The sequence below is a fragment of the Trinickia dabaoshanensis genome (genome assembly GCF_002879885.1).
GTDB lineage: Bacteria > Pseudomonadota > Gammaproteobacteria > Burkholderiales > Burkholderiaceae > Trinickia > Trinickia dabaoshanensis.
Window position 1 is genome coordinate 47,964 of record NZ_PNYA01000009.1, and the last position, 17,431, is coordinate 65,394.

At 65.5% G+C, this 17,431-nt stretch carries 16 protein-coding genes; 13 read left to right on the forward strand and 3 right to left on the reverse strand.

Annotated elements, in window-relative coordinates:
• Positions 1-9 precede the first annotated feature (9 nt).
• The 8 genes from C0Z18_RS11425 to bioB all read left to right on the forward strand — a co-directional run bounded on the left by C0Z18_RS11425 (position 10) and on the right by bioB (position 8,868).
• Entirely contained in the window at positions 10-687 is a 678-nt protein-coding gene (locus C0Z18_RS11425) for an SDR family oxidoreductase (protein ID WP_102645531.1), read from the forward strand.
• 81 nt (positions 688-768) lie between these two features.
• Entirely contained in the window at positions 769-1,902 is a 1,134-nt protein-coding gene (locus C0Z18_RS11430; protein ID WP_102645532.1) for an acyl-CoA dehydrogenase family protein, read from the forward strand.
• On the forward strand, positions 1,899-2,330 hold the full coding sequence (locus C0Z18_RS11435; RefSeq protein WP_102645533.1) for a YchJ family protein: 432 nt from the start codon (positions 1,899-1,901) through the stop codon (positions 2,328-2,330). Before C0Z18_RS11430 ends, C0Z18_RS11435 begins: the two co-directional genes overlap by 4 nt.
• Before the next feature lie 437 nt (positions 2,331-2,767).
• Entirely contained in the window at positions 2,768-4,081 is a 1,314-nt protein-coding gene (locus tag C0Z18_RS11440) for a dienelactone hydrolase family protein (RefSeq protein ID WP_102645534.1), read from the forward strand.
• Between the two features lie 410 nt (positions 4,082-4,491).
• Positions 4,492-5,841 (forward strand): adenosylmethionine--8-amino-7-oxononanoate transaminase, encoded by a 1,350-nt coding sequence (bioA, locus tag C0Z18_RS11445; RefSeq protein ID WP_102645535.1) that lies wholly within the window; start codon positions 4,492-4,494, stop codon positions 5,839-5,841.
• Entirely contained in the window at positions 5,841-7,022 is a 1,182-nt protein-coding gene (gene bioF, locus C0Z18_RS11450; protein ID WP_102645536.1) for an 8-amino-7-oxononanoate synthase, read from the forward strand. The genes bioA and bioF overlap by 1 nt, the downstream gene beginning before the upstream one ends.
• Complete coding sequence (bioD, locus tag C0Z18_RS11455) at positions 7,019-7,753, forward strand: dethiobiotin synthase (RefSeq protein ID WP_102645537.1); 735 nt, start codon at positions 7,019-7,021, stop codon at positions 7,751-7,753. The genes bioF and bioD overlap by 4 nt, the downstream gene beginning before the upstream one ends.
• Before the next feature lie 56 nt (positions 7,754-7,809).
• The gene (gene bioB, locus C0Z18_RS11460; RefSeq protein WP_102645538.1) at positions 7,810-8,868 is read left to right on the forward strand and encodes a biotin synthase BioB; all 1,059 of its coding nucleotides are present in this window, start codon (positions 7,810-7,812) and stop codon (positions 8,866-8,868) included.
• Positions 8,869-8,943: 75 nt separating this feature from the next.
• On the opposite strand, the gene C0Z18_RS11465 is transcribed toward bioB, so the two are convergent.
• Positions 8,944-9,369 carry a hypothetical protein gene (locus C0Z18_RS11465; protein ID WP_102645539.1) on the reverse strand — a complete coding sequence of 142 codons (426 nt, stop codon included), beginning with the start codon at positions 9,367-9,369 and terminating at the stop codon, positions 8,944-8,946.
• A gap of 376 nt (positions 9,370-9,745) precedes the next feature.
• Here C0Z18_RS11465 and C0Z18_RS11470 point away from each other — a divergent pair, with 376 nt between their 5' ends.
• The 4 genes from C0Z18_RS11470 (at position 9,746) to C0Z18_RS11485 (ending at position 14,579) form a co-directional block, all read left to right on the forward strand.
• Complete coding sequence (locus tag C0Z18_RS11470) at positions 9,746-11,839, forward strand: phosphocholine-specific phospholipase C (RefSeq protein ID WP_102645540.1); 2,094 nt, start codon at positions 9,746-9,748, stop codon at positions 11,837-11,839.
• Between the two features lie 184 nt (positions 11,840-12,023).
• Complete coding sequence (locus C0Z18_RS11475) at positions 12,024-12,980, forward strand: 2-hydroxyacid dehydrogenase (protein ID WP_102645541.1); 957 nt, start codon at positions 12,024-12,026, stop codon at positions 12,978-12,980.
• Positions 12,981-13,085: 105 nt separating this feature from the next.
• Positions 13,086-14,009: a hydroxymethylglutaryl-CoA lyase gene (locus tag C0Z18_RS11480; protein WP_102645542.1), complete on the forward strand. Its 924-nt coding sequence runs from the start codon at positions 13,086-13,088 to the stop codon at positions 14,007-14,009.
• A 42-nt stretch (positions 14,010-14,051) separates the two neighbouring features.
• Positions 14,052-14,579 (forward strand): YbaK/EbsC family protein, encoded by a 528-nt coding sequence (locus tag C0Z18_RS11485; RefSeq protein WP_408646989.1) that lies wholly within the window; start codon positions 14,052-14,054, stop codon positions 14,577-14,579.
• 157 nt (positions 14,580-14,736) lie between these two features.
• On the opposite strand, the gene C0Z18_RS11490 is transcribed toward C0Z18_RS11485, so the two are convergent.
• The gene (locus C0Z18_RS11490; RefSeq protein ID WP_102645544.1) at positions 14,737-15,669 is read right to left on the reverse strand and encodes a DMT family transporter; all 933 of its coding nucleotides are present in this window, start codon (positions 15,667-15,669) and stop codon (positions 14,737-14,739) included.
• A 180-nt stretch (positions 15,670-15,849) separates the two neighbouring features.
• On the opposite strand from C0Z18_RS11490, the gene C0Z18_RS11495 reads away from it, so the two are divergent.
• The gene (locus C0Z18_RS11495; protein WP_102645545.1) at positions 15,850-16,371 is read left to right on the forward strand and encodes an Lrp/AsnC family transcriptional regulator; all 522 of its coding nucleotides are present in this window, start codon (positions 15,850-15,852) and stop codon (positions 16,369-16,371) included.
• Here C0Z18_RS11495 and C0Z18_RS11500 read toward each other — a convergent pair.
• Positions 16,352-17,290 carry an alpha/beta fold hydrolase gene (locus tag C0Z18_RS11500; protein ID WP_102645546.1) on the reverse strand — a complete coding sequence of 313 codons (939 nt, stop codon included), beginning with the start codon at positions 17,288-17,290 and terminating at the stop codon, positions 16,352-16,354. The genes C0Z18_RS11495 and C0Z18_RS11500 overlap by 20 nt on opposite strands.
• Positions 17,291-17,431: the final 141 nt, after the last annotated feature.

Below are 17,431 nucleotides of genomic sequence, written 5' to 3' on the forward strand. Positions count from 1 at the left end.
AGGGGCAGTATGAAAACCGTATTGATCGTCGGCGCGTCGCGCGGCATCGGTCATGAGTTCGTACGCCAGTATCGCGCGGCCGGTTGGCGCGTGATCGCCACGGCGCGCGACGGCGAGGCCCTCGCCGAACTGCAGGCGCCGGGGGTCTCGGCGATTTCGCTCGACGTCACCGAGCCGGACGAAATCGCGGCGCTCGAAACGAAGCTCGCGGGCGAGCGGCTCGATGCGGCGCTGATCGTGGCCGGCGTCTACGGCCCGGCGACGGAGGGTGTCGAGCCGTTCTCCGCCGAGGACTTCGATTACGTCATGACGACCAACGTGCGCGGCCCGATGATGCTGATGCCGATCCTGCTACCGCTCGTCGAATCGGCGCACGGCGTGCTGGCGGTCGTGTCGAGCCGCATGGGCAGCATCGCCGAAGCCACGGGCACGACAGGCTGGCTGTATCGCACGAGTAAGGCGGCACTCAACTGCGCGCTGCGCATCGCCGGGCTGCAAACGCGCCGCGCCACGTGCGTCGCCCTGCACCCGGGCTGGGTGCGCACGTCAATGGGCGGCGCGAATGCGGCAATCGACGTGGAGCGCAGCGTGACGGGCATGCGCTCGGTCATTGCCGCGGCGGCGGCCGACCGAGACGCCTATCACGGCCGGTTCATTCAGTACGACGGCACGACCATCGACTGGTAGCGGCGATTCCCCCCGAACGGCCCCGCAATCGACCATAGCAAGCAGTCCTAATCGAATACCGAAATTACGGAGACGTCGGCCATGGTGCTCGACCAAGATCACTCGATGATACGAGACGCCGTGCGCACGTTCGTGCGCGAGGCCATCGCACCGCACGCGGCCGCCTGGGACCGCGAGCGATCGTTCCCGAAAGAGGTGCACCGGCAGTTGGCCGAGTTGGGCGCCTATGGCGTGCTCGTGCCGGCCGAGTACGGCGGAGCGGGCCTCGATGCGCTTGCGCTCGCCGTCATCCTCGAGGAGATCGCGGCCGGCGACGGCGGCACCTCCACTGCGATTTCCGTCAACAACTGCCCCGTGTGCAGCATCTTGCTCGCCTATGGCAACGAGGAGCAAAAGCGCGATTGGCTCACCCCGCTCGCGCGCGGCGAGATGCTCGGCGCTTTTTGTCTAACCGAGCCGCAGGCCGGATCGGATGCCTCGGCGCTGCGCACGGTGGCCGTGCGCGACGGCGACGCGTACGTCATCGACGGCGTCAAGCAATTCATCACGAGCGGCAAGAACGGCGACGTCGCGATCGTCTTGGCCGTAACCGATAAAGCCGCCGGCAAGCGCGGCATCAGCGCGTTCATCGTGCCGACGAACACCCCGGGCTACATCGTCGCCCGGCTCGAGGACAAGCTCGGCCAACACTCGTCGGACACCGCGCAGATCGTTTTCGAGGGCTGCCGCGTGCCGGCCGCCAATCGTATCGGCGCGGAAGGCGAGGGCTACAAGATCGCGCTCTCGGGACTCGAAGGCGGGCGCATCGGCATCGCCGCGCAGAGCGTCGGCATGGCCCGCGCGGCATTCGACGCCGCGCTCGACTATGCGCGCGAACGCGAAAGTTTCGGCCAGCCGATCTATGCGCACCAAGCCGTGCAGTTTCGTTTCGCCGAGATGGCGACCCAGCTCGAAGCCGCCCGTCAACTCGTATGGCACGCGGCTTCCCTCAAGGATGCGGGCCTGCCTTGTCTGACCGAAGCGGCGATGGCCAAGCTGTTCGCTTCCGAGGCCGCCGAGCGCATTTGCTCGAATGCGATCCAAACGTTCGGCGGATACGGTTACGTCAGCGACTTCCCGGTCGAGCGCATCTACCGCGACGTTCGCGTCTGCCAGATTTACGAAGGCACGAGCGATATCCAGAAGATCCTGATCGCGCGAGGGCTCGCGCAATGACGGCACCGCTCGAATGCCCATGCGGCGGCGCGGCTCCGGGGCGCTCGAGCACCGCCGCCGCGCCCCGCTTCGACGCGTGCTGCGGTCCCTATCTCGACGGCCGCGCGGTGGCGCCCACGGCGCTCGAATTGATGCGCTCGCGCTACAGCGCTTATGTGCTGGGCCACACAGACTACCTGCGCGCGACCTGGGATCCTGCCACTTGTCCCGCCGACCTCGACGTCGACGTGGATGCGCCCGACGCGCCGCGCTGGCTCGGGCTGCAAGTGAAGCGATTCGAGCCGCAAGACGCGCGGCACGCGATCGTCGAGTTCGTCGCTCGCTACAAGCAAGGCGGCCGTGGCCACCGTCTGCATGAGACCAGCCGCTTCGTACGCGGCGACGACGAACGCTGGCGCTACGTGGACGGCGACGTTAGCGAGCGCTAACTCGCGCGCTTTTTTCGTCGATCTTTGCACGGGCAAAGGTTGACGACACATCCACCCGGGCCGCTCGGCGCCCCGGGTTCTCCTGCATTGCACGGATCATTTTGGCGACGATACGATGGCCGGGCTTGTGGTGCGCCGGCATTCGGGCATGTCCCTCTCCGGCGATCCATACCGGCGATCGCAATCGACCGCGTCGTTTAAGTATTCGCTTAACGCGCGGTCCATCGCCGCCGGGTAAGCCGCTCCCGCTTTCGCACATGATCGGCCGCCGCGTTGGTGCCGCGGTCTAAGGGGCGAATTGCGGCCGCCGGCCCGCTCTTTTCGGGCAACGGCGCGCAAAGCGGCTCGTGGATACTGAGTCGACCGGGCCCCTATGGCACTTTTGACGGTCCGGCCCTGCCCCAGCGCTTTTTTTTGTGATCAGAGCAGACACGCGCATGAGTTTGAAGAACGTATTCCTCGGTTGTTTGTGCGCGTGCGCATGGATGAGCGCCTTTGCAGGCGGCACTGCGTCGTCCTCGGGCGACGCGATGCCCGAGCTGACGCTGGCCTCCAACGACGCAAGGCCGCTCGCTCGCGCGAGCGTCGCCCCGCTCGAGTTCGGCCACAATGCCTACGCGTTGCCGGCGCTCGCGGGGAACATGAACGAGCAGATCGTTCGTATCCCCGTGAACGCGGCGGGGACGATCACGCTCGAGGCAACCATCTATAAACCCGACGGCAAAGGTCCGTTCCCGCTGGTCGTCTTCAATCACGGGAAGATCGAGGGCGACCCGCGCACGCAGCCGCGCAGCCGCCCGCTGTCGTTCGCGCGCGAATTCGTGCGGCGCGGCTATGTCGTGGTGGCGCCCAATCGCGAAGGCTTCGCGGATTCGGGCGGCGCCTATCGTCAAGAAGGCTGCAACGTCGAGAAGAACGGCGTCGCTCAAGCCGACGACGTGAAAGCGACGATCGAATACATGTCGAGCCGCGGCTACGTCGATCCTTCGCGCATCGTCGTGGCGGGCACCTCGCATGGCGGCTTGACGACGATCGCGTACGGGATGGACGCATCGCAAGGCGTGCGCGGCTTGATCAACTTTTCGGGCGGATTGCGTCAAGACGCCTGCTCCGGCTGGCAAGACAATTTGACGAACGCGTTCGAGCAGTACGGCGAAACGGTGCGCGTCCCCTCCCTCTGGGTCTACGGCGATAACGATTCGGTTTGGAGTCCTAACTTAACGAAGCGCATGTACGCGCAGTACGTCGCGCATGGCGCCCCCGCCGAAATGGTCGACTTCGGCGATTACAAGAACGACGCGCATCGGCTCGTCGTCGATCGCGACGGCGTGCGCATTTGGTGGCCGGCCGTCGAAGCGTTCCTCGAACACATCGGCATGCCCACACGCGTGCAGTACGAGGTCCAAGATCTGACGATTCCGCGTGCCTCGGGTTATGCGTCGATCGACGCCGTCAACTCGGTGCCCTATGTCGATGCCGCGGGCCGTGCCGCCTATCGTCAATTCCTCGATCAGTATCCGACCCGCGCATTCGCCGTCTCGTCATCGGGCGCGTGGTCCTGGGCCGAGGGTGGCGACAATCCGATATCGGTCGCGCTCGCCAATTGCAACAAAGAAAACGGCAACTCGCCGTGCCGCCTGTATGCCGTCGACAATCGCGTCGTCTGGAACGACCGATCTTCCGATTCTCAAACGGCCTCGTCGACGAACGACGACCACCAAAGCGAATCCGCGTTAGCCAGCCGCGACTAATTCGAGACCGGCCCGCGGGCCGATCGCCTGACACGCCCCCCCTTTTTCCTCCGATCTTTCTTCGAGACGCGCCGCTTCGGCGCGTTTTTGCGCTCGCCTTCCGGAACATCGAAATCGGTTCCACCTGCGTCATCCCAAATTTTTTTGCAACCCGCACGTCACTCTGACGTCGCTATCTACGGTCATTTTTTGGGATCTCGTAAAAAGCGTCGCCAGATGCCCTGAACAGCGCCGAACGACGCTTTGTCCGGGCTCGTGCAGGTAGGTGCAATCGAGCGCCGAACGCGCTAATCTCACGCCGTTTTTGTCCGCGCGGCGTTGCTCGAACCGTCCATTCGACTGACCTGTCCCGCGCGTTTTTCCGCATGCGAGGGGCGCGAGCGCGCCCGCTTCATGCCACGGAGCGGTGAGTGAACGTAGAACCAGCCGAACACGATTGGGTCGCCCGCAGCCTGAAGGCCGTGTGGCACCCCTGCACGCAGATGAAGCATCACGAGCGTCTGCCGCTCGTCCCCGTTGCCCGCGGCAAGGGCCCCTGGCTCTACGACCGAGCGGGCCATCGCTACCTCGACGCCATTAGCTCGTGGTGGGTCAACCTTTTCGGTCACGCGAACGAGGACATCAACGCGGCCCTCAAAACGCAGCTCGATACGCTCGAGCACGCCATGCTCGCGGGCTGCACGCACGAAACCGCCGTAGAACTGGCCGAACGTCTGTCGGCCGCGACGCACGGCACCCTCGGTCATGCGTTCTTCGCATCGGACGGCGCCTGCGCCGTCGAAATCGCGCTGAAGATGAGCTTTCACTACTGGCGCAATCGCGGCCGCACCGAGAAGCGCGAATTCGTCTGCGTCGCGAACGGCTACCATGGCGAGACGATCGGTGCGCTCGGCGTGACCGATGTCGCATTGTTTAGGGATGCTTACGATCCGTTGATTCGCGGCGCGCATATCGTCGCCTCGCCCGACGCGCGTTTGGCCGAGCCCGGCGAAAGCGCGGCCGAGTTCGCGCATCGTGCCCTAGAAGACGGGCGCAAGCTGCTCGACGCGCACGGTTCGCGCATCGCCGCGCTGATCGTCGAGCCACTCGTGCAATGCGCGGCCGGCATGGCGATTCACGATAGCGCCTACATCGCGGGCCTGCGCAAGCTCTGCGACGAATACGAGGTGCATCTGATCGCCGACGAGATCGCGGTCGGCTGCGGCCGCACGGGCACCTTCTTCGCGTGCGAACAGGCCGGCGTGTGGCCCGATTTTCTCTGTCTGTCGAAAGGAATCAGCGGCGGCTACTTGCCGCTTTCGCTCGTGCTCTCGCGTGACGAAATCTACGCGGCGTTTTACGACGACGACACCGCGCGCGGCTTCCTGCACTCGCATTCGTACACCGGCAACCCGCTCGCCTGCCGCGCCGCGCTCGCCACGCTCGATTTGTTCGCCCGCGACGACGTGCTCGCGCAAAACGAAAAGAAGGCGGCCCTGCTGATGGAGGCGCTCGCGCCCGTGCGCGCGCTCGACACCGTGCGTCACGTGCGGCGCGCGGGCACCATCATCGCCTTCGACGTTGCGATCGAAGGCGACGCGGCGCGTACGTTCTCGCGCCGCTTCTTCGAGCAGGCGCTTTCCCGCGAGTTGTTGCTACGCCCGATCGGCCGCACCGTCTATCTCATGCCCCCCTATATTTTGGACTCCGAAACGATCGCACTGCTCGGCTCGCGCACCTGCGAAACGCTCGAAGCCACGCTCACCGCGGGAGCGCACTGATGGTTCTGCTCGATACCTTGCGCGAAGGACTCGCCGATCTCGACGTGCGCGGGCTGACGCGCCGCCGCCGTGTGGCTGACACGCCTTGCGCGGCGCACATGACGGTGGATGGACGCGAGATCGTCGGCTTCGCGAGCAACGACTACCTCGGACTTGCGGCGCATCCGCGGCTCGCCGAAGCCATCGCCGAAGGCGCGCGCCGCTATGGCTCGGGCAGCGGCGGCTCGCATCTGCTCGGCGGCCACTCGCGCGCCCATGCGGTGCTCGAGGACGAACTCGCCGCGTTCGCGGGCGGTTTCGTCGATGCGCCGCGCGCGTTGACGTTCTCGACCGGCTACATGTCGAATCTCGCCACCGTGACGGCACTCGCCGGGCGAGGCGCCACCTTGTTCTCCGACGCGCTCAATCACGCCTCGCTCATCGACGGCGCCCGGCTGTCGCGCGCCGACGTGCAGATCTATCCGCATGCGGACACCGAGGCACTGGCGGCGATGCTCGATGCCTCCGACGCGAGCGTGAAAGCGATCGTTACCGATACCGTGTTCAGCATGGACGGAAGCATCGCGCCGCTGGCTCGGCTGGCCGAGTTGGCGGAGCGGCACGGGGCGTGGCTCATCGTCGACGATGCGCACGGCTTCGGCGTGCTCGGGCCGCAGGGCCGCGGCGCCGTGGCGCAAGCCGCCTTGCGCTCGCCGCATCTCGTGTACCTGTGCACGTTCGGCAAAGCGGTCGGCGTGGCCGGCGCCGCCGTGATCGCGCACGAAACGGTCATCGAATGGCTGCTGCAGCGCGCGCGTCCGTATATTTTCACGACGGCTGCGTCGCCGGCCGACGCGCACGCCGTCTCGGCGAGCCTCGCTCTGATCGCGGGCGACGAAGGGCGGGCGCGCCGGCAGCATCTACAGGCACTGATCGAGCACACGCGCGAAACGTTGCGCCTCACGCGCTGGCGCCCGATCGATTCGCCAACGGCCGTGCAGCCGCTCGTCATCGGCGGCAACGAGCAGACGCTGGCCCTGGCAGCGCGGCTCGAGGCCGAAGGATTGTGGGTACCGGCCATCCGTCCGCCTACCGTACCGGTGGATACCTCGCGTCTGCGCATATCGCTCTCGGCGGGGCACACGTTCGCCGATCTCGAACGGCTGCGCGCCGCGCTCGTTCGAATGGGAGAACTCGCATGAGCGCGCCGCTTTCGCTTTTCGTCACGGGCACCGATACCGAGATCGGCAAGACGCTCATCTCGTGCGCGCTGCTACGCGGGTTCTCGAAGGCGGGCCTCTCGGCGGCGGCGATGAAGCCGGTTGCAGCGGGCGCTTACTTCAACGCGGACGACGGACTCTGGCACAACGAGGACGCCGATCAACTCGACGCCGCGGCCGGCGCGTTGCTGCCGCCCGAAGTACGCACGCCCTATTTGCTCAAAGCCCCCGCCGCGCCGCACATCGTCGCGGCGCAAGAAGGCCGCACGATCGAGATGGCGCCGATCGTCGAATGTCATCGCGAAGCGATGCGACGCGCCGACGTCGTCGTCGTGGAGGGGGTGGGCGGCTTTCGCGTACCGCTCGACATGCAGCACGACACGGCCGACCTCGCACGCGCGCTCGCGTTGCCGGTCGTGCTCGTCGTCGGCGTGCGGCTCGGCTGTATCAATCACGCGCTGCTCACGGCCGAGGCGATCGTCTCGCGCGGCCTGCGCCTCGCGGGCTGGGTCGCGAACATCGTCGATCCGGCGATGCGCTTCGCCGGCGAAAACGTCGAAACCATAAGTGCCTGGCTCGAGCGCGAACACGGCACACCGCTGCTCGGAACGGTGCCGCATCTGGCACCGCCGTCGGCAGAGACGGCGGCGGCGCATTTGGATATCGCCGCGCTATTACGCGCATTACGCGCGCTGCGCGCGAACACTATTTGATCGGCCTACCCGGCCTGCCCTTTTCGATTCAATCGATACACAACGGGATCAACGATATGACCGAAGCTCAAAACGCCCTGCAGCCCGCCTCCCCGGCCAACGAAACCCAGGCAAGCAACGCGAGCAGCGCTCAACGCTGGCGCGTCGCCGACGTCGTCGCGCTCTATGAACTGCCGTTCAACGATCTGCTTTACCGCGCGCAGCAAGTGCATCGCGAGCACTTCAGCGCCAACGAAATTCAACTGTCCACGTTGCTGTCGATCAAGACCGGCGGCTGCGAGGAAGACTGCAAATACTGCTCGCAATCGTCGCACTACGATACGGGTTTGAAGGCCGAGAAACTGATGGACGTCGAAGCCGTGCTCGACGCGGCCCGCCTCGCGAAGCAAAGCGGCGCGACGCGTTTTTGCATGGGCGCCGCATGGCGCAGCCCGAAAGAGCGGCACCTCGAACCGATCAAGGACATGATCCGCGGCGTGAAGGCGATGGGCCTCGAAACGTGCGTGACGCTCGGCATGCTCGAGGACGATCAAGCCAAGGCATTGCGTGAAGCCGGCCTCGATTACTACAACCACAACCTCGACACCTCGCCCGAGTTCTATGGGCAGATCATCTCGACGCGCAGCTATCAGGACCGCCTCGATACGCTCGAGCGCGTGCGCGACGCGGGCATCAACGTATGCAGCGGCGGCATCATCGGCATGGGCGAATCGCGCCGCGAGCGCGCCGGGCTCATCGCGCAACTCGCGAACATGGACCCGTATCCCGAATCGGTGCCGATCAACAATCTCGTCGCGATCGAAGGCACGCCGCTCGGCGAGGTCGAACCGATCGACCCGTTCGAGTTCGTGCGCACGATCGCGGTGGCGCGCATCACGATGCCGCGCGCCGTGGTCCGCCTCTCGGCCGGACGCCAGCGGCTCGACGACGGGATGCAAGCGCTCTGTTTCCTCGCCGGGGCGAACTCGATGTTCTATGGCGATCAATTGCTGACGACGGGCAACCCGCAGGCCGATGCCGACCGCAAACTGCTCGAACGCTTGAATATCCGCGCGGGAAGTCCCGAGCCGCGCGAGGCCGCCGAGTCGTGCTCGGGCGGCTGCGGCGGTCATTGAAGCGAGACGAGAGGCGGCGTTCAGCGAGGGCCGCCGCGCGCGCCCCCGTATGCCGCCTCGTATATCGATCGATCGCTACGCTGCATCGTCGGCGAAGCGGATCACGCGCAGCCGGCTTGCCGCTTGCGCGTTCGTACCGTCCGCGGCAAGGTACTCGTGCGGCCGGCCGATGTCCACGCGCGACACGTATCGGCCATCGCCCGTCTTCAACGTCATCAGCGTCGGGTCCTTCTCGTCGATTTGGTAGCTGAACGCGGTCCATTCGCTCTCGCGCGCGGTGATCAAGCCCTCCACATGCGGCGTCGCCGGATCGGGGGCCACCGCCCAGTATCGCTGCGTGGACGCGTTGTACAACGTGACGGTGTCGTCGCCGGGCCCCCAGCCCGCTCGATGCTTACACGTCGCATCCGCCTGTTCGTTCTTGATCGTCAAGTCGCCGAAACTGTTGGTACAGACGAAGCGCCCGTTTTCGGTCATGAGATAAACCGTCTCGATAGTCATATGCCGTTTCTCCGATAGAGCGTGATGCACGCCAAGGCCCGGCGCAATCGGGCCAGGCCCGTGGCGTGCGCCGCGGCGCGCCGCCCGCTTTATCGCATGTACGGACCGGTCTAGCGCCGCGTCCCCGTAATTTCGGACGGTCGCGCGTGGGCCGCTCACGCTCGTCGTCCGCGCGCCGAGTCACAATTTCTTCTTATCGTTTGGCCACACTGTCCGGCGCAATGCCGTGCATCGCGCGTGGCCGTGCCCTATCCAGACGAAACGTCCGCCGGCCGAGCGCGGTCGAACGCCCCGCACCCCCTCTAACGAACAAGCCGCCAAGAACCAGGAGAGAAACCCGACGACTTCGAATAGCCGCCGCCGTTTCCTGCAATCGATGGCCCAGTCGGCGGGCGCCGCCGCCGCGATGACGATCTTTCCCGAATCGATTCGCCGCGCGCTCGCGATCCCGGCCGCCTCGCGCACGGGCACGATCCGCGACGTGGAGCACGTCGTCGTCTTCATGCAGGAAAACCGCTCGTTCGATCATTACTTCGGGCACCTCGCCGGCGTGCGGGGCTACAACGACCGGTTTCCGATCCCGTTGCCGAGCGGCGCGCCCGTCTGGCAACAGCCCTCGAAGGAAAACCCCGCGCAACCGGTGCCACCGTTTCACCTGAATACGCAAACGACGAGCGCCCAATGCGTCGGCGCGCTCGATCACTCCTGGTATGCCACGCAAGCCGCGATCGACGCGGGCCGCTATGACCAATGGCCGGCCAACAAGACCGACCTGACGATGGGCTACTACCTGCGCGGCGACATCCCGTTCCATTACGCGCTGGCCGATGCCTTCACCGTCTGCGACAACTATTTCTGCTCCATTCCTTGCGCGACGCACCCGAATCGCTCGTACTTGATGACGGGCACCATCGATCCGACGGGCACGATGGGCGGACCGCTGCTGGACAACAACGATTACGTGGACGGCGATCTGCCGCCCGCCTATCAACTGCTGTCGTGGACGACGTTTCCCGAGCGTCTACAGGCAGCGGGGATTTCGTGGCAGGTTTATCAGCAAGGGCTCACCTGGAAGGATCCGCTGAACGGCAACTACGGCACGAACATCCTGATGAACTTCGCGCAGTACATCAACGCGCCGGAGGGCTCGCCGTTGCAGCAGCGCGCGATGACGGTACGCTCGCTCGATCAGCTCAAGGCCGATGTGCTCGCGAATAATCTCCCGCAGGTATCGTGGCTGCTGCCGCCCGCGGCCTATTCGGAGCATCCGAAGTACACGCCCGCGTATGGCGCCGAATACACCTCGCAGATCCTCGACGCGCTGACGGCCAACCCCGAGGTATGGAGCAAGACCGTCCTGTTCATCATGTACGACGAGAACGACGGCTACTTCGACCATATCGTGCCGCCCCAACCGCCGACCTCGCGCGCACAAGGCCTCTCCACCGTGACGACGGACGGCGAGATTCACAACGTCGTGAACCCGGGGCGAGGCGGGCACTTCACCGCCGACAACCTGCCCTATGGTCTCGGACCGCGCGTGCCGATGACGATCGTCTCGCCTTGGACGAAGGGCGGCTACGTATGCTCGCAGGTGTTCGATCACACGTCGGTCATCTGCTTCATCGAGGCGCGCTTCGGCGTTCGAGAATCGAACATCACGCCGTGGCGCCGCGCCGTCTGCGGCGATTTGACTTCGGCGTTCGATTTCCGCCATCCCGACGCGACGATGCCGCCGCTGCCCGACACGAGCAACTACAAGTCGATCGCCGACAACCAATGCTCGACGCTGCCGGCGCCGAGCGTACCGGCGACGCCCGGCACGATCGATCCGCAAGAGCCCGGCGTGCGCCGCGCTCGTGCGCTGCCCTACGAGTTGCATGTAAACGGCCACGTGCATGCGGACGAAGCGAAATTCGCGCTCGATTTGATCAACACCGGAGAACAAGGCGCGCACTTTTACGTCTACGCGAAAAACCGCCAGGACGGGCCGTGGCGCTACACGGTCGAAGCGCATAAGTCGTTGCGCGAGACGTTCGATCTGAGCGTGACGAACGGCGCCTACGCGTTCATCGTGCACGGTCCGAACGGCTTCGTGCGCGAATTCAATGGGGCCGTCGGTGCGCGCGACGCTCGCCGGGAAGGCGTGGCCCTCGATATCGAGGTCAAGACCGGCTATGACGTCGCGAACGGTCATCTGTATTTGCGCTTCGTGAATCGCGGGTATGAGCATGCGCGTTTGTCGGTCATCGACAACGCCTACGGCGCATCGCCGCGGCACATCGAGTTGGCGCCGTATGGCGAACACGAAGCCTGCTGGCGCCTAGCCGAAAGCCATCATTGGTACGACCTGACGGTCGAGGCGAGCGAAGGCGGGGCGTTCATGCGGCGCATCGCGGGCCACATCGAAACGGGACGCTCGAGCTTCACCGACCCGGCGGCAGTCGCGCCGGTGACGACGTTCGGTTGATCGACTTCATGCAAGGCAGCCGGATCGGCTAGCCGTCTCGCTTCGCGATCGCGGTGAGCGGGCCATTGCCGCCCGCCGCGCTTGCGCCTTTGCTATCGGGCGAGCGCATCCATCGCCGCGGACCGTAAAATGACGCCCATTCTCGGTCGATCGGAGCCGCGCCGCGTCGCGCGGCCGCCATTGCATGAACGTCCTCTTGTATACCCCGCGTGCCGACGAGGCGCCCGATTGGATCGCGTCGCTCGAGCGCGCGTTGCCCGGCGCCGGCGTGCGCCTGTGGTCGCCCGGCGATACGGCCGATGCCGATTACGCCGTCCTGTGGCGCCCGCCGGCCGAGTTGCTCGCCGGGCGAACCAGCCTGCGCGCGATCTTCGCACTCGGCGCCGGCGTGGACGCGCTGCTCGCGCTCGAGCGGCACGCGCCCGGCACGTTGCCGGCCGGCGTCCCGCTCGTACGACTCGAGGATGCCGGCATGGCCGAACAGATGGCCGAATACGCGGTGCACGCCGCGCTGCGCTACTTGCGCCGGTTCGACGAATATGAACTCGCGCAGCGCGAGCGCACCGGCGCCGCACCGTGGCACGCACTCGAGCCGCATCCGCGCGAATCGTTCCACATCGGCGTGCTCGGCCTCGGGATGCTCGGCGCACACGTCGCGAAAACGCTCGCCTCGCTCGGGTTGTCCGTTCGCGGTTACAGCCGCGGCAAGAAAACGCTCGAAGGCGTCGCCACCTTCGCGGGCGAAAGCGCTCTTCCCGCATTCCTCGACGGCCTGAAGCTCGTGATCAATCTCTTGCCGAGCACGCCCGATACGGACGGCATCCTGAATCGCGATTTGTTCGACGCGCTCGCGCACGGCGCGTATCTCGTCAACCTCGCTCGCGGCGCCCATCTCGTCGAAGCCGATCTCATGGCCGCACTCGACTCGGGCCGGCTCGCGGCGGCCACGTTGGATGTCTTCGCCCAAGAACCGCTTTCCGCCGAGCACCCGTTCTGGCGCATGCCGCGCGTGACGATCACGCCGCACATTTCCGCGCTCACCCTGCGCGAACCGGCGGTGCGGCAAATTGCGCGTAAGATTGAAGCACTCGCACGCGGCGAGGCGATCGGCGGAATCGTCGACCTCCACCGCGGCTACTGAACACGCAAACCGGCGGCTCGCGGCTCGGCGCATGGACGCGCTCGATGCCCGAGCCGATTCGTCTTTGTTTAGCATTCCAAACGAATAGCATCGAGGAGACAGTCCATGTCTTTGCCCCACGCAGTCAAGATCGTCGAAGTCGGCCCGCGCGACGGGTTGCAAAACGAGAAGGAGTTCGTGCCGACCGAGATCAAGATCGATCTCGTGAACCGGCTCTCGGCGGCGGGCTTCCGCAATATCGAAGCGGCATCGTTCGTCTCGCCCAAGTGGGTGCCGCAGATGGCCGACGGCGCGCAAGTCATGGCCGGTATCGAGCGCCGGCCAGGGACGATCTATTCGGTGCTGACGCCGAACATGAAGGGCTTCGACGGCGCGCTGGCCGCGCAAGCCGATGAGATCGTCATCTTCGGCGCGGCGAGCGAAGCGTTCTCGCAGAAGAACATCAACTGCACCATCGCCGAAAGCATCGCACGCTTCGAGCCCGTCGCCCGGGCGGCGAAGGAAAGCGGGTTGCGCGTGCGCGGCAGCATCTCTTGCGCGCTCGGTTGCCCCTATCAAGGCGAAGTGCCCGTGCCGGCGGTCGTGGACGTCGTGCAGCGCATGGCCGCGCTCGGCTGCGATGAAATCGACATCGCCGATACGATCGGCGTCGGTACGCCGGGGCGCACGCGCGAAGTCTTCGCGGCCGTGACGAAGGTGTTCCCGCGCGAGCGGCTATCCGGCCATTTCCACGACACCTACGGACAGGCGCTCGCGAACATCTACGCCGCGCTGCTCGAGGGTATCGAGATCTATCACGCGTCCGTCGCCGGGCTCGGCGGCTGCCCGTATGCGAAGGGCGCGACGGGCAACGTCGCAACGGAGGACGTGCTTTATCTCATGAATGGCCTCGGTATCGAAACGGGGATCGACCTGGATGCCGTGGTGAGCATCGGCGATTTCATTTCGAAGGCGGTCGGTCGCGCGAACGTCTCGCGCGCGGGTCGTGCCTTGCTCGCCAAAGCGGCCAATGCCGCATGCGCCTCGTAAATCGGATCACGCGGGAAAGAACACCGGATGGAGCATTCTGAGTTGAGATCGACGAACCTTCCCGATGCGGCCGATGCGTCCGAGCCGCTCGTCGCGCTGCCCGAGTCGGCGCAGCGCGTGGCGTTGCTGCTGCGCGAATGCGGTCACGAAAAGCCCGTCGTCATGCTGCCGCAAACGGGCAAGACATCGGCCGAGGCCGCGGCCGGGCTCGGGTGTTCGGTCGCGCAAATCGCGAAGTCGATCCTGTTTCGCCGCCGCGACGACGACGCGCCCGTGCTCGTCGTGGCGAGCGGCGCCAATCGCGTGGATGAGGAAAAGGTCGCGCGGCACGTCGGCGGCATTGCGCGCGCCGATGCTAAATTCGTCCGAGAAAAGACGGGCTATGCGATCGGCGGCGTCTGCCCGATCGGTCACCTGACCGCGCCGGTCACGCTGATCGATTCGGATCTACTGCAACTCGACAGCTTGTGGGCCGCGGCCGGTCACCCGCACGCGGTATTCAACTTGTCGCCGCAAGAGCTGATCGCGCTGACGGGCGCGCCCGTCGTGGACGTCGCGCTGCGCGCCTAGGCCGCCGGCACCCCGAGGGGTGCACAAAAAAAGAAAGCCGTTCATCATCGAGGACGAACGGCGCAATTTCCGACGTGATCAGCGTCAGTTGTCATCATACCGATGTGAGCCGGCGCAACGCATCGGTGATTTCCCTGCGAATCGGCGACAGCGGCCCTCAGTCGCACTGCGCGCCGCCGCATGCGGCCGGGGCCCGAACGCGCCGCGGCATGACGCGCCAGCCGAAATTCACCCCGGCGGCGGCCAGCAGAATCAACGCAGCGCCGGCGAGTTGCACCCATGCGAGGGTCTGTCCGAATGCGAACCGGTCGCAGACGATGGCGACGATCGGATAGATGAACGAAAGCGCGGCCGTCATCGACGTCGGCAACTTCTGAATCGCGCCGTAGAGCAGGATATAGACGATGCCCGTATGGACTACCCCGATCGTGCCTAGATCGGCCCAGGGCAGAAAGGTGGTCGGCAGCGCGCGGTAATTCACGAAAGGTGCGAGCAGCAGCACGCCGAGGGTGACCTGAATCAATGCGATCAATTGCGCGGGCGTACCTTTGAGCCGCTTCGTGATGATCGACGATACGGCGTAGAAAAACGCGGCCCCGAGCGCATAGCCGATGCCTTCGAGATACTGCCCGGGCACGGCGAGTACCGCGGGCTGCACCTTCACGACGAGCATGAGCCCGATGAAGGCCACACCGAGCCACGCGGCCGTCGAAGCCGTGATGCGTTCGCGGAACACGACGACGCCGAGCGCAACGAGCATGAACGGTTGCGTGTTGTAGGCCACGGTCGCCATCGAGATCGACGCCCGCGAGTACGCGGCGAACAGCAGGACCCAATTGGCGACGATCGCCGCGCCGCCCACCGCCGCCAGCCCGAGCGTGCGCCAGGTCAACATTTCCTTGCGGATGATGCCCAACGCCAGGCAAATCGCCAAGAGCGTGGGCGCGCCTAGGGCGCAGCGCACGAAAACGACGTTTTGCGGCGATTGCCCGGACGCCACCACGAGCCATCCGATCGTGCCCGAGATCAACATCGCGGCGATCATCTCGAGCGCGCCGCGCCGGATTTCCTTGCCTGTTTGGTTAGCCATGAATGCACCTCGTCGGGTGGAAGCGACTGCGTCCCCCTCACCTTCTTCCTGCCTGCCTCGGCAACCGGGGACGCACCGAAAGTCTAAGATCGATGCAAATCAGTCTAACGATTTGACGCTGCGGAAAACATAGATAAACTTAGGCCGAATACCCATTCTCTCTTCGAAACGAAGGCTGAAATGTCAAAACGCCTTGCCAATGGCGCGGAGGGCGCCGAACTCGACACGACCGACCGCACGCTGCTGCGTTTGCTGGCCGACGATGCGCGCACCGCCGTGGCCGATCTCGCCCGGGAAATCGGACTCTCGGCACCGAGCACCGCCGAGCGGTTGCGCCGTCTCGAGGCGCAAGGGGTCATCGAACGCTACACCGTACAACTCGATCCGCGCGCCCTCGGCTACACGTTGCAAGCGATCGTGCGCGTGAAGCCGCTGCCGGGACAGTTGCATCTGGTGGAGGACGAGATTCGCCGCATCCCGGAGTTCGTCGAGTGCGACAAGGTGACGGGCGACGATTGCTTCATCTGCCGCCTCTTTTTGCGCAACATCGAGGAGCTCGACGAAATCCTCGGCAAAGTCGGCGAGCGTGCCGAAACGAGCACCGCGATCGTCAAGGCGACGCCGGTCGCGCGGCGCCTGCCTCCGCTCGGGGCCGCCGAGCCGGTCGTCAAACCGCGCGCGCTCAAGCGCGGTGTTCGTTGAGGTGGCGTTCGCTGCGCACCATGCGCTCGCCCGATTCGTCCGCTTCGAAAAAATCGTGGATTTCCGCGATCAATGCGTCCGGCGCTTCCTCGGGGATGTAATGACCGCATGCCAACGCGCGCCCGCTCACGTCGCGCGCGACGCGCCGCCATTCCTGCAAGGGGTCGAAGCAGCGCCCAACGACGCCATGCGCGCCCCATAGGACCCGCAGCGGGCAGCCGATCTTACGGCCACGTTCCAGATCGGCGCGGTCGTGCTCGAGATCGATGGTGGCCGACGCGCGATAGTCCTCGCACATCGCATGCACCGCGCCGGGCGCTCGCAACGCATCGCAATAAGCACGCAGCGCGTCCGGCTCGAACGGCTCGAGCCCTGCGTGGCGCCCGCCCATCACGGACTTCACATAGGTCTCGGGATCGGCGCCGATCAGCGTTTCCGGAAGCGGCTCGGGCTGTATCAAGAAGAACCAATGGAAGTACGCCGTGGCGAATGCGCGATCGGTTGCCTCGTACATCGCGAGCGTCGGCGCGATATCGAGCAGCATCATGCGCTCGACGGCGTCGGGATAATCGAGCGCCATCCGATGTGCGACGCGTGCGCCGCGATCGTGCGCGCAAAGCAGGAATCGATCGAATCCGAAATGCCGCATGACGGCGACTTGGTCGGCCGCCATCGCGCGCTTCGAATAAGGCATGTGCGCCGCATCGCTCGCCGGCTTGCCCGATTGCCCATAACCGCGAAGATCCGTCGCCACCACGGTGAAGTGCTCCGCCAAGCGCGCAACGCATCGGTCCCAGATGCGATGCGTTTGCGGATGCCCATGCAGCAGCAATAAAGGGGGACCTTCGCCGCCCGTCATTCCAAATATTTCGACGCCGTCGGCGTCGACCCGAAACGGAGTAAAGTCGGCGAAACTCATAGCGCTCGCTCCTGCCTCTTATCGTTGTTCGAACCATTCGTATTCTAGGTGTGTGGATGGCGCTTGCCCGTTCGAAACGCCACGAAACGTAGAACCAGAGCACTCATTCGAACGCCGACCGGCCGGGCGACCCCGGTTTCA